The following is a 12,452-nucleotide window of genomic DNA, read 5'->3' on the forward strand; positions in this document are numbered from 1 at the left end:
CTTGCGTGCTCGGCGCGGTAGTGCAGCGACTCAGCTCACCCCATCACTTCTTGAAATCGGTGGGACGCTCCAGCTGATAAACCGCCTCACCCAGATCTTCCAGCTTGCCGGCGATGATGGCTTGCGCATCATAGACACCGCGGTTGTAGAAATACGCGCCGACTTCCCCGGCGAAGAAATCGAGCAGGAACTCGGCATCGAACCGCCCGATCTCCTGCCTGAGTTCTTCGGTGAAATACAGCTGGATCTTGCGGGTGATTGCCGCCCGTTCGGCTTCGGTGAATTTGATGTCGGTCATTGGTGCTCTGGTCTGCTCAACTACGTATCCGGGCGATGACGTTGCGACACAGCAAGCTCAGGCGGATCTGTGGCTGTTGAACCCGAACGCTTGCCTGGCAGGCATTGAGATTGAGCGTCAGCTGACAACGGGCCAACAGGAAGGCCTGCCTGCCCGAATGTAGTCAAGGTAGTCGGACTCGGCAATTCCGACGTTGGTCCAGCGATCGGGATCTGCCGCCAGGTGTGTACGGGCATACGCGACGGCGGCGGCTGCGTCCGGAAAAACGGCAACAGGGGCGTGCTGTTCATCCGGCTCGAAATGCGGGAAATCATACAGATCCGAGTAGCCTTCGCTGCCAACGTCCTCAACGTCATGAATCCACAGCTCGATTGAATCGTTTGCTGGTCGTAACTCGATATGGCGAATGTACGTCAGGTCGACTGGACTTCTCCCGAGGAACTGCTCGACTGGCTTGTTGCGCCGTAATGTGGCTGGAATATCAATCGGTAAAAGATGTCGCATACAGGCTCCTTGCCTTCAAGCCGCCGCTGCTTCACAGGCACGTCGAGCTACGCCGTAATGTGGCGCGGCTCGACGTCGCTTACTTGGTTTGACCTTGCGCGCGCTTGAAATACGCCGTGCGCATCATCGGGTTACCGTCCTTGAAGTAGGCTTCAATCTCGGTCATGACCTTGCCATCGGCGCTGACCGTATAGGTGCGTGTGGATGCCGGGACGCCTTGATACATCAACTGCATCACCAGCACGCCGGGCTCGGGCATTTTGACGGCGGCACGATCGACCAGGTACGTACCCGAGGCCTTGCCCGGCGTGCCGTCCAGCAACAGTGTGGAGTGTGCCTGCAGCGTCTTGTTGTCGTGTTCGATGATCTCGGCGCTGGTGGCCCACTTGTTGCCTGGAACCTGTTTGAACTCCAGGACGACACGTTTGGGTCGTACCGCTGCCGGCATCGGGAGGCTGCTGATATCCAGCAGCCAGGTTCCGACCAGCGGTGATGGCGCGGTTGATGCGGAGAAGGCGGGTGTGGCTTGCAACAGAACGGCAGTCACCAATGCAGCGCATGCGGTCTTCATGTGAACTCCCTGATCGATAAGTGATCCCTGCGGGCAGTCAGGCGACTGTTTGCAAGGCACCATGAGTAGATCAACTTCCCGTAGACCGCCCCACTCCGGCCTGAGCGCGGTATACATCTCTGCCCGGAGCGGAGTCAATTGAGGGCAAGAAATGACGGTTGGCGCGATGCTCTCCGGTCGCCACGTCATCGTGTGCTGCGTCGTCGGAGATTGCCACACATAAAGACACCCGCACTGGGCGGGTGTCCTGGGTGATCAGCGCTGCGTATCGCTTGCGCCCAAAATCAGCCTTGCGCCTTATCCGCCTCCAGGTGATATCGCGTGGCCTCATTCACCTCATTCTTCGAGCCCAAAAATACCGGCACGCGCTGATGCAACTGTGTCGGTTGAATATCGAGAATGCGCTCGCGCCCGGTGGTTGCGGCGCCGCCGGCCTGTTCCACCAGCATGCTCATCGGGTTGGCTTCGTACATCAGGCGCAGCTTGCCGGGCTTGGACGCGTCCTTCTTGTCCCACGGGTAGATGAAGATGCCGCCGCGGGTGAGGATGCGGTGCACGTCGGCCACCATGCTGGCGATCCAGCGCATGTTGAAGTCCTTGCCGCGCGCGCCGTCCTTGCCGGCCAGCAGGTCGCCCACATAGGCCTGCATCGCCGGTTCCCAGTGGCGCTGGTTGGACATGTTGATGGCGTATTCGGCGGTGTCGTCTGGCACGCGCATGTCGGCCTGGGTCAGCAGGAAGCTGCCTTCCTCGCGCTCCAGGGTGAAGGCGTGGGTGCCGTGGCCGAGCGTGAGCACCAGCATGGTGCTGGGGCCGTAGATGCAGTAACCGGCGGCGACCTGTTGGGTGCCGGGCTGCAGGAAGTGTTCGTCACCGGGCTTTTCCGTGCCCTTGGGCGCGCGCAGTACCGAGAAGATGGTGCCGACCGAGACGTTGACGTCGATGTTGGAGCTGCCATCGAGCGGGTCGAACAGCAGCAGGAAATCGCCGCTGGGGTACTGGTCGGGCACCGGCTGGCTGTGGTCCATTTCTTCGGAGGCGCACGCGGCCAGATGGCCGCCCCAGGCATTGGCTTCGAGCAGGATGTCGTTGCTCAGCACATCGAGCTTTTTCTGTGCCTCGCCCTGCACGTTGCCGGTACCGGCATCGCCGAGCACGCCGCCCAGGGCGCCCTTGCTCACGGCAATGGAGATGCGCTTGCAGGCGCGCGAGACGATGGTGATCAGCTGGCGCAGTTCCGCATCGATACGGCCGGCGTGTTGTTCTTCGATCAGGAAGCGGGTCAGCGAGGGACGCGACATGGAGCGGGCAGCCTGTTGTAGGAAGTGGGCCGCCATTGTCGCCATTGCGCCGTTAGATTTCGATCACTTGCTGCGCGGTTTGTAGCGTGGCTGATCGAATTTGTGCGAATGGCGCCGGTGACGGCGATGCTTGCCCTCATCCGCCCTGCGGGCACCTTCCCCCGCGGGCGGGGGAAGGGAGCGGCGTCTGCGGGTACAAGAAAACCGGGAGGCTGGCGCGCTCCCGGTCTGCAGTACGTCGATGCGGCTGCGCGCCGCGGCGGGGCCGCTTACACCCGGCTGACGGTCGCCACGGCCTGGGCCACGTAGTCCAGGTTGCGCTGGCTCAGGGCGGCCACGCAGATGCGGCCAGTGCCCACGGCGTAGATCGCAAACTCGTCGCGCAGGCGGTCCACCTGGGTCTTGGTCAGGCCCGAGTACGAGAACATGCCGGCCTGGCGCTGGATGAAGTCGAACTCCGGCGCGCCCAGCGTGGCGAGTTTGTCCACCAGCCCTGCGCGCAGGGCGTGGATGCGTTCACGCATTTCGGTGAGTTCCTGCTCCCACAGATCGCGCAGCTCCGGGCTGGTCAGTACGCCGGCGACGAGTGCGGCGCCGTGCGTGGACGGGCTGGAGTAGATCGTGCGGATGATGCGCTTGACCTGCGACTGCACGGCCTTGGCTTCGGCGGCGGTAGCCGAGACCACCGACAGCGCGCCCACGCGCTCGCCATACAGCGAGAACGACTTCGAATACGAGCTGGCGACCACGTAGCTGTCGATGCCTTCGGCGGCCAGCAGACGTACCGCATACGCATCGGCCTCGATGCCCTTGTCGAAGCCCTGGTAGGCAATGTCGACGAACGGGAACAGGTTGCGTTCCTTCAACAGCCCGGCCACCTGCTTCCACTGCTCGCGGGTCAGGTCGGCACCGGTGGGGTTATGGCAGCACGCGTGCAGCAGCACCACGGTGCCGGGCTCCAACTTGGCCAGGTCGGCGAGCATGCCGTCGAAGTTCAGGCCATGGCTGGCGGCGTCGAAATAGGTGTAGTCCACCACCTCGAAGCCGGCCGCGCCGAACACCGCGCGGTGGTTTTCCCAGCTGGGGTTGCTGATGGCGATGGTGGCCGTGGGCAGCAGCTTCTTGAGCAGGTCTGCGCCAACGCGCAATGCGCCGCTGCCGCCGACGGTCTGCGAGGTCGCCACGCGCCCGGACGCCACCAGCGCCGACTCGGCGCCGAACAGCAGTTCCTGGGTGGCCTTGTCGTAGGCGGCCAGGCCGTCGATGGGCAGGTAGCCACGCGGTTTGGCCTCCTGCGCAAGCTGCTGCTCGATCTTGTGCACGGCGCGCAACAGCGGGATGCGCCCGTTTTCGTCGTAATAGATGCCCACGCCCAGGTTGACCTTGGTGGGGCGGCTGTCGGCGTTGTAGGCCTCGGTCAGGCCCAGGATGGGGTCGCCTGGAACCTGTTCCACGTTTGCAAAGAAGGACACGGCATGACTCGCTGAAGGACGAAAGAGTGGGGTACTTCCGGGGTGCTCGGCCGCGGCTGGGCCAAACTACTTCATCGTAGCAGCCCATGGCGGGCGTAGCATGCTTCGTTCCGTACGCAACGATGCGGCCACAGTACGGATAAGGGACACTATCCCCATGCCCAGACTCACCCTGTTGGCCGCCGCCTGCGGCCTGTTCGCCACGAGCGCCGCGCCGCTCGTCCTGGCCGCCGATGCGGCGCCTTTGCAGGTCCTCCCTACCGTGCAGGTGGACGCCGCCCGTGTGCACGGGGTGGACGACTTCGACCTGCCGGCCTCGTTCACCGTGGTGGCGGCCGACGACGACAACCGCCGCGGCACGCAGGTCTCCGAGTTGCTGGACGGCATCCCCGGACTGGTGGCGCGCGACCGCCAGAACTATGCGCAGGACACCCAGCTGTCGATCCGCGGCTTCGGCGCGCGCTCCACCTTCGGCGTGCGCGGCGTGCGGCTGCTGGTGGACGGCATCCCGGCCAGCATGCCCGATGGCCAGGGCCAGCTCTCGCACTTCAACGTGCTGGGCGCGCAGCGGGTGGAAGTGCTGCGCGGGCCGTTTTCGGCGCTATACGGCAATTCCTCCGGCGGCGTGCTGCAGCTGTGGAGCGCCGACGGCAAGCCGGACGACCCGTGGCGGCTGCGTGCCACCTACGGCAGCAATGCCACCGTCAACGTGGGTGCGCAGTTGCTCGGCCAGCAGGGCGCGGTGCATTACAACCTGGCCGCCAACCATTTCGAGACCGACGGTTTCCGCGACCATAGCCGCGCCAGGCGCGAGTCGGTCAATGCCAAGCTCGGGTTCGATCTGGCCGAGGGCCGCCGGCTGGACCTGGTGCTCAATTATCTGGACGCACCGGATGCGCAGGACCCGCTTGGCCTGACCCGCGCCCAGTTCAACGCCGACCCGGCGCAAGCTACTTCGGTGGCCACCCAGTTCAACACCCGCAAATCGGTGCGTCAGTCGCAGGCCGGGGCGATCTTCACCCAAGAATTCGATAACCAGACGCTGCGCTTGATGGCCTATGGCGGGCAGCGCAGCGTGGAGCAGTTCCTGGCGATCCCGGTGGCGGTGCAGCGCAACCCGCTGCATTCGGGCGGCGTGATCGATCTGGACAGCAATTACGAAGGCGCCGATGCGCGCTGGGCCTGGCAGGGTGAAGCGCTCGGCCGGCCATTGCAGCTGACTGTCGGCGCCAATGTCGATCGCCAGCGGCAGCACCGCACCGGTTACGAAAACTTCGTCGGCGACACGCTGGGCGTCAAGGGCGCGTTGCGCCGCAACCAGCGTGACCAGGTGGAAAACATCGACCAGTTCGCGCAGGCGTGGTGGCAGTGGAGCGAGCGCTGGTCCGCGCTGCTGGGCGTGCGCCATAGCCAGGTGCGCTTCGATTCGGACGACCACTACATCGTCGGGCGCAATCCTGACGACAGCGGCCAACGCGATTACTCGGCCACCACGCCAGTGGCCGGCATCGTGTTTCGTGCCACCGAGGACCTACGGGTTTACGCCTCGGCCGGGCGCGGCTTTGAAACGCCCACCTTCAACGAGCTAGGCTACCGCAACGACGGCGGCGCCGGCCTGGCGCTGGACCTGGGCGCGGCGACAAGCCGCAACTACGAGGTGGGCAGCAAGTGGCGCGCGCAAAGCGGGGCGGCGGTGGAGTTCGCGTTATTCCGCGCCGACACCGATGACGAACTGGCGGTGGCCAGCAACACCAACGGCCGCAGCACCTTCCGCAACATCGGCGCTACCCGCCGCCAGGGCGCGGAACTGAGCTGGCAGCAGCCGGTGGGCGCCACTCAGCAGCTGCAGCTGGCCTACACCTTTGTCGACGCCACCGTGCGCGATGGTTACCTCACCTGCGCCAGCAGTGGCTGCGCGGTGCCCACCGCGCCAGTGGCCAGCGGGTCGCGCCTGCCCGGCGTGCCGCGTCAGCAGCTGTTTGCGCGCTGGCAATGGCAGCCCATGCAATGGCAGTTCGCCGCCGAAACGGTGGCCTCCGCCGCCACCGTGGTCAACGATCTGGCCACCGAACGCGCGCCCGGCTATGCCCTGGTCAACCTGGAAGCCTCGCGCCGCTGGACTACCACGTATGGCGCCGTGCGCACCTTCGCGCGCATCGACAACGCGCTGGACCGCCAGTACGTCGGCTCGGTGATCGTCAACGACGGCAATGGGCGCTATTACGAGCCCGGCCCGGACCGCACCTACACGGTGGGGCTGCAGTGGGATTTTGGTGGGTGAGCAAACAACCGGCGCCCCGCACGACATCACGCACCCTGCTGTTGTAGGAGCGCCCCCGGGCGCGCATCGCTCTGCGCGCTGCTGGAGATCATCCTGTTCCGGTCCGAGTCGATCGGCAGCGAGTCCAGCGATGCCAGAGCGCGTGCTAGCCTCTGCCACTCATTCTCGGCATGGAGTGCACTGATGATGACCTGGAAGCGAATGGTGAGCGTGTCGGCAATGGTGGCCGGCCTTCTGCTCTGCAGCGCAGCGTGGGCAGACCACGTGGATATGCGCATCGTGCGCGACTATCCAGCCGGCTCCCCCGCCATCGCAAACATACACGCCTGGCTGCAGCAGCAATCCGGGCTGAGCACGCAGCCCAGGCAAACACCGCCGCCGGCCGATGCCGCCGCGCTGGGGCCTGTACGCATCAGCACCTCCCTGTTCAATCGTCCGCTGAGCACGCGCGCCGACACCGCGAGTGACCTGGCCCCGCTGCCGGTGCGTGGCCAACCGCGCGACGAGATCACCATCGACGCCTGCAATGGCGATCAGCAGTACCACTGGGTCTATGTGTGGGCAGAGACCGCTGCCACGGCTGCGTGGCAGTTGCGCTCCTATCAGCAAAAAACCGTGGCCGATTGCAAGTCATCACCGAATGCAGCGCCGGCCACGGCACATGCCGCTGCACCGTGATCGCACCCCGTCACCGCCGCGTACCGGCGGTGACGTGCTCGGGTCGACCGCGTCATAGCCATCGTATCGTTGCGGGGCCGTCGCGTTGCCTACGCATCGGCGCGATGACGCGCTGCAGCGCATTTGGGTAACCGCACCCCGCCCTGCGCCGGCTGCGTGGTGACGCAGCGCAACAGCCCGCGCGCGGAGATTGCACTGGCACCTGGCTGGGTATACACGTGGCTTCGCCTTTCCTGCCGGAGACCATGATGAACGCGCAACCCGCCACCAAGCCGCTCAGCACCGACCCGCAATCGATCTTCAAGCCGCGTTACGACAACTTCATCGGTGGCAAGTGGGTTGCGCCGAACAACGGCCAGTACTTCGACAACACCACGCCGATCAACGGCAAGGTGTTTACGTCGATCGCGCGCTCCACCGCGCCGGATATCGAAGCCGCACTCGACGCCGCGCACGCGGCCAAGGACGCGTGGGGCAAGACCTCCACCACCGAGCGTTCCAACGTATTGCTCAAGATCGCCGACCGCATCGAGCAGAATCTGGAACTGCTCGCCTATGCCGAGACCTGGGACAACGGCAAGCCGGTGCGCGAAACGCTCAATGCCGATGTGCCGCTGTGCGCGGACCACTTCCGGTATTTTGCCGGCGCCATCCGCGCGCAGGAAGGCGGCATTTCCGAGATCGACAGCGACACCATCGCCTATCACTTCCACGAGCCGCTGGGCGTGGTGGGGCAGATCATTCCGTGGAACTTCCCGCTGTTGATGGCCTGCTGGAAACTCGCACCGGCGCTGGCCGCCGGCAACTGCGTGGTGATGAAACCGGCCGAGCAGACACCGGCGTCGATCCTGGTGCTGATGGAAGTCATCGGCGACCTGCTGCCGCCCGGCGTGCTCAACGTGGTCAATGGTTTTGGTCTGGAAGCCGGCAAGCCGCTGGCCAGCAATCCGCGCATCGCCAAGATCGCCTTCACCGGCGAAACCACCACCGGCCGGCTGATCATGCAATACGCCAGCCAGAATCTGATCCCGGTAACGCTGGAGCTGGGCGGCAAGTCGCCCAACATCTTCTTTGCGGATGTCATGGCCGAAGACGACGATTTTCTCGACAAGGCGGTGGAAGGCTTTGTCATGTTCGCCTTCAACCAGGGCGAAGTGTGCACCTGCCCGTCGCGCGCGCTGATCCAGGAATCGATCTATGACAAGTTCATGGACAAGGCGCTCAAGCGGGTGGCCGCGATCAAGCAGGGCAACCCGCTCGACCCTAACACCATGGTCGGTGCGCAGGCCTCCAGCGAGCAGCTGGAAAAGATTTTGTCCTACATCGACATCGGCAAGCAGGAAGGCGCCGACGTGTTGATCGGTGGCGAGCGCAACACGCTTGACGGCGAGTTGGCCGAGGGCTTCTACGTCAAGCCCACCGTGTTCAAGGGTCACAACGCGATGCGCGTGTTCCAGGAGGAAATCTTCGGCCCGGTGGTGTCGGTGACCACCTTCAAGGATGAAGCCGAGGCGCTGGCGATCGCCAACGACACGCTGTACGGCCTGGGCGCCGGCGTGTGGAGCCGCGATGCCTCGCGGCTGTACCGCATGGGCCGCGCAATCCAGGCCGGCCGCGTGTGGACCAACTGCTATCACGCCTATCCGGCGCACGCTGCGTTCGGCGGCTACAAGCAGTCGGGCATCGGGCGCGAAAACCACAAGATGATGCTCGACCACTACCAGCAGACCAAGAACCTGCTGGTGAGTTATTCGCCAAAGGCGCTGGGGTTCTTCTGATCGCATCCCGCCGCGTCACCCGGCAAGCGCCGGTGCGGTAGCGGCGGTCCGTGCACATTGCCTGCGTGGGGGGCGCTTGCGCCCTCGATGGAGGGCGTGCGGGTCGGGCCATTTGACTTCGATCAAGGCCACGCCTGGGCGAGGCGCCTAAGGTGGCTGCAATCTCGGTGCGGAGCGTGGCGATGGACATGACAATGCAGGCGGCGGTGGTGCGGCAGTTCGGGGCGCCGTTGGTGATCGAGGAGGTGGCGGTGCCGCGGCCGCAGGCCGGCGATCTGCTGGTGAAGATCCAGGCCTGCGGGGTCTGCCATACCGATCTGCATGCCGCGCAGGGCGACTGGCCGGTGAAGCCGAACCCGCCGTTCATCCCCGGCCACGAGGGGGTGGGGTACGTGGCTGCGGTGGGCGCGGGCGTGCGCCACATCAAGGAGGGCGACCGGGTCGGCATTCCGTGGCTGTATTCGGCGTGCGGGCATTGCACGCATTGCCTGGGCGGCTGGGAGACGCTGTGCGAGGCGCAGCAGAACAGCGGCTATTCGGTCAACGGCGGCTTTGCCGGCTACGCCCTGGCCAATGCCGAGTATGTCGGGCACCTGCCTGCCGAGCTGGGCTTTGTCGAGGTTGCGCCGATCCTGTGTGCGGGAGTCACCGTGTACAAGGGACTGAAGATGACCGATACCAAGCCGGGACAGTGGGTGGTGATTTCCGGCATTGGCGGACTGGGCCACCTGGCGGTGCAGTACGCCTGTGCAATGGGCCTGCAGGTGGCCGCGGTGGATGTGGACGATGCCAAGCTGGCGCTGGCACGGCGTCTTGGCGCGACGGTGACGGTCAATGCGCGCACCACCGACCCGGTGGCGTTCGTGAAACAGCACATCGGCGGCGCCCATGGCGCGCTGGTCACTGCGGTCTCGCCCAAGGCGTTCGAGCAGGCCATCGGCATGGTGCGGCGCGGCGGTACGGTCGCGCTCAACGGCTTGCCGCCGGGCGACTTTCCGCTGGATATCTTCGGCATGGTGCTCAATGGCATCACCGTGCGGGGCTCCATCGTCGGCACGCGCCTGGACCTGCAGGAATCGCTGGAGTTTGCGGCGCACGGCAAGGTGGCGGCCACGGTGTCGACCGACCGGCTGGAGAACATCAACGCTGTCTTCTCGCGCATGCACGCCGGGACGATCGAGGGGCGTATCGTGCTCGACATGGCGGCCTGAGGTGGCCGCAGGAGACAGCCGATGCACCACACCACTCCGCGCGTCGAGGTGCCGCCACAGGTGATGGCCACCCTGGCGGCGTCGCAGTTGATCGACACGCTGCGCGCGCGGCACGGCGATGTGCTGTTCCATCAGTCCGGTGGCTGCTGCGATGGGTCTTCGCCGATGTGCTTTGCGGTGGGCGAGTTCATCGTGGGCGACCGCGATGTCCTGCTGGGCGAAATTGCCGGCGCACCGTTCTATATCAGCGCGCCACAATTCGCCTACTGGAAGCACACCCAGCTGATCATCGATGTGGTGCCAGGGCGCGGCGGCATGTTTTCGCTGGAGAACGGCGAGGGAGTGCGCTTCCTGGTGCGGTCGCGTCTGTTCAGCGATGAGGAGATGGCACAGCTGCAGGCGGCCGGGCGCGTGTGAGGTTGGGCGTGTGGATCGTCACCACGGTCTTGATGTGACGGTCCGGCGGTCATGGCCGCCGATGTTTCGACGAGCGCATGTTGACGCACCCTGCAGATGAGAGGAAGCCGGCAGCACTGGGCGCGTTGCGCTGCCACGGACGGCTGGCACGTCAACGTCCAGGTACGCCAGCTCCAGGTTGCGCCACGTCACGCGCGCCCTGCGCCTCGATGCCCTGCGCCACGGCCGGTGCTGCGCGTGCCGGGCGCGCACACCCGGCCATGACGGCGAGCCGTTACGGCGCAGTGCCGGGCTTCTTGGCCGGGGTGGTGTCGTCGGCCGGAATCAGCGTCTCGGGTGCGTCGCCGGCACCGCGGTCTTCATAATGCTCGGCATCGCGCTTGCCGTGTTGTTCGCCCGGGTGAGCGGGCTGGTCGCGCAAGGGGTCACGGGACATGCAGGGCTCCTGGTTTCCATGAGGGGGCGCCAGTTCACCGCGCGCGCAGTGAAGGTCACGCAAATCGCAGACCATGCGGATTTCTCACGCATGGATCACGTCAGCAGCGTTACTGATGTGCCCCCCCAATGCCGCATCGTGGAGCAGACCATGCGCCCCCTGGACCGTCGTCCCGATCGTCGCCTGTTCAGTACGTCTGCCGACCCCACGTTGCCCAAGCGAACGCATCGCACACGGGCTGCGGTGGACGCCGATGGCGTGGCGCAGGACTTCCGGTGTTACAGCCGTGCCGACTATCACCGTCGTCGCCGACGCGGCGGGCCGACCTGGGGCGATCTCGCGCCGGCCTACGCGTTTGCGCGCGTCACCCACGCCGCAGACTGGCCGCGTGGCGCCGATGCGCAGTGCGAGCAGGCATTGGCTGCGCACTGGGACAGCATGCGCGGCGGCTCGCGTCTGGACTGGCCGCACGTGCGCGCCGTCGTCGAAGACGCGTGGCTGGCGCTGGACCACATTCCCGATGCTGCCGTCCATGGAGTGGCGCACTGATGGCTCGACCGATCTGGACCGGAACATTATCGTTTGGCCTGCTCAACGTGCCGGTGTCGCTGATGTCGGGCGAGCGCAAGGTGGACCTGCACTTTCGCATGCTCGATTCGCGCGACAAGAAGCCGATCCGCTTCGAGCGTGTCAATGCCGACACCGGCGATGAGGTGCCGTGGAAGGAGATCGTCAAGGCATTCGAGTACGACAAGGGCAGCTACGTCATTGTCGAAGAGCAGGACATCCGTTCGGCCGCGCCGGAAAGCCACGAGACCGTGGAGGTGGAAACCTTCGTCGACGCGTCCGATATCGACCCGCGGTATTTCGAAAAGCCCTACATCCTGGTGCCGGGCAAGAAGGCTGAAAAGGGCTATGTGCTGCTGCGGGAAACCTTGCGCGACACCGGCAAGGTCGGCATCGCCAAGGTGGTCATCCGCACCCGCGAATATCTGGCCGCCGTCATGCCGCAGGGCGATGCATTGATCCTGTTGCTGCTGCGCTACCAGCAGGAGGTGGTGGACCCGCAGGACTTCAAGCTGCCGGCCGGCGCGGTGGGCGAGTACCGCATTACGCCCAAGGAGCAGGAGATGGCCAGGCAGCTGATCGAGTCGATGTCCGGCACCTGGCAGCCGGAGGACTATCACGACGAGTTCCGCGGCAAGCTGGAGCAGATCCTGCGCAAACGCATCAAGGAAAAGGCCGGCACCACGCAGGTGGACATCGAGCCCACCCAGCACGAAGACGCCACCACCAACGTGGTGGATTTCATGTCCTTGCTGCAGAAGAGCCTGCAGGCCAACACGCGCACGCCGGCAAAGAAGACCGGCACGGCAGCGGCGGAGCAGGCGCCGGCCAAGAAGGCCGCTACCAAGAAAGTGGCCAAGAAGGCCGCCAAGAAAACCGCGACAAAGGCCACCAAGAAGACCGCTGCCAAGGCTGCGCCGCGGCGCAAGGCCGGCTAA

The 12,452-nt window shown here is 65.3% G+C and carries 13 protein-coding genes; 7 read left to right on the top strand and 6 right to left on the bottom strand.

Annotated features, from left to right (window positions below; translation table 11 throughout):
* Positions 1 to 43: 43 nt before the first annotated feature.
* The 5 genes from ACCQ10_RS00515 to ACCQ10_RS00535 all read right to left on the bottom strand — a co-directional run bounded on the left by ACCQ10_RS00515 (position 44) and on the right by ACCQ10_RS00535 (position 4,146).
* Positions 44 to 298, bottom strand: coding sequence for a DUF2164 domain-containing protein (locus ACCQ10_RS00515; protein ID WP_372361846.1), 255 nt, complete (start codon positions 296 to 298; stop codon positions 44 to 46).
* A 117-nt stretch (positions 299 to 415) separates the two neighbouring features.
* Positions 416 to 802 carry a hypothetical protein gene (locus ACCQ10_RS00520; protein WP_372361847.1) on the bottom strand — a complete coding sequence of 129 codons (387 nt, stop codon included), beginning with the start codon at positions 800 to 802 and terminating at the stop codon, positions 416 to 418.
* Between the two features lie 79 nt (positions 803 to 881).
* Positions 882 to 1,349, bottom strand: a complete 468-nt coding sequence (locus tag ACCQ10_RS00525) for a LuxR family transcriptional regulator (RefSeq protein ID WP_372363195.1) — start codon at positions 1,347 to 1,349, stop codon at positions 882 to 884.
* A 308-nt stretch (positions 1,350 to 1,657) separates the two neighbouring features.
* On the bottom strand, positions 1,658 to 2,674 hold the full coding sequence (locus ACCQ10_RS00530) for a class 1 fructose-bisphosphatase (protein WP_372361848.1): 1,017 nt from the start codon (positions 2,672 to 2,674) through the stop codon (positions 1,658 to 1,660).
* A 269-nt stretch (positions 2,675 to 2,943) separates the two neighbouring features.
* Positions 2,944 to 4,146: an amino acid aminotransferase gene (locus ACCQ10_RS00535; protein ID WP_228313201.1), complete on the bottom strand. Its 1,203-nt coding sequence runs from the start codon at positions 4,144 to 4,146 to the stop codon at positions 2,944 to 2,946.
* A 157-nt stretch (positions 4,147 to 4,303) separates the two neighbouring features.
* Here ACCQ10_RS00535 and ACCQ10_RS00540 point away from each other — a divergent pair, with 157 nt between their 5' ends.
* From ACCQ10_RS00540 to ACCQ10_RS00560, 5 genes are all read left to right on the top strand, one after another.
* Positions 4,304 to 6,427, top strand: coding sequence for a TonB-dependent receptor family protein (locus tag ACCQ10_RS00540; RefSeq protein ID WP_372361849.1), 2,124 nt, complete (start codon positions 4,304 to 4,306; stop codon positions 6,425 to 6,427).
* Positions 6,428 to 6,613: 186 nt separating this feature from the next.
* The gene (locus ACCQ10_RS00545; RefSeq protein WP_372361850.1) at positions 6,614 to 7,105 is read left to right on the top strand and encodes a hypothetical protein; all 492 of its coding nucleotides are present in this window, start codon (positions 6,614 to 6,616) and stop codon (positions 7,103 to 7,105) included.
* A gap of 248 nt (positions 7,106 to 7,353) precedes the next feature.
* On the top strand, positions 7,354 to 8,883 hold the full coding sequence (gene adh, locus ACCQ10_RS00550) for an aldehyde dehydrogenase (protein WP_372361851.1): 1,530 nt from the start codon (positions 7,354 to 7,356) through the stop codon (positions 8,881 to 8,883).
* Between the two features lie 182 nt (positions 8,884 to 9,065).
* Positions 9,066 to 10,094: an alcohol dehydrogenase AdhP gene (gene adhP, locus ACCQ10_RS00555; RefSeq protein ID WP_372361852.1), complete on the top strand. Its 1,029-nt coding sequence runs from the start codon at positions 9,066 to 9,068 to the stop codon at positions 10,092 to 10,094.
* A 21-nt stretch (positions 10,095 to 10,115) separates the two neighbouring features.
* Positions 10,116 to 10,511, top strand: coding sequence for a DUF779 domain-containing protein (locus ACCQ10_RS00560; RefSeq protein ID WP_039406926.1), 396 nt, complete (start codon positions 10,116 to 10,118; stop codon positions 10,509 to 10,511).
* Positions 10,512 to 10,785: 274 nt separating this feature from the next.
* On the opposite strand, the gene ACCQ10_RS00565 is transcribed toward ACCQ10_RS00560, so the two are convergent.
* The gene (locus ACCQ10_RS00565) at positions 10,786 to 10,947 is read right to left on the bottom strand and encodes a hypothetical protein (RefSeq protein WP_372361853.1); all 162 of its coding nucleotides are present in this window, start codon (positions 10,945 to 10,947) and stop codon (positions 10,786 to 10,788) included.
* A 150-nt stretch (positions 10,948 to 11,097) separates the two neighbouring features.
* Here ACCQ10_RS00565 and ACCQ10_RS00570 point away from each other — a divergent pair, with 150 nt between their 5' ends.
* Complete coding sequence (locus ACCQ10_RS00570; protein WP_104580298.1) at positions 11,098 to 11,496, top strand: hypothetical protein; 399 nt, start codon at positions 11,098 to 11,100, stop codon at positions 11,494 to 11,496.
* Complete coding sequence (gene ku, locus ACCQ10_RS00575; RefSeq protein ID WP_372361854.1) at positions 11,496 to 12,452, top strand: non-homologous end joining protein Ku; 957 nt, start codon at positions 11,496 to 11,498, stop codon at positions 12,450 to 12,452. The genes ACCQ10_RS00570 and ku overlap by 1 nt, the downstream gene beginning before the upstream one ends.

The organism is Xanthomonas sp. NCPPB 1325 (genome assembly GCF_041477645.2).
Lineage (GTDB): Bacteria > Pseudomonadota > Gammaproteobacteria > Xanthomonadales > Xanthomonadaceae > Xanthomonas > Xanthomonas cannabis.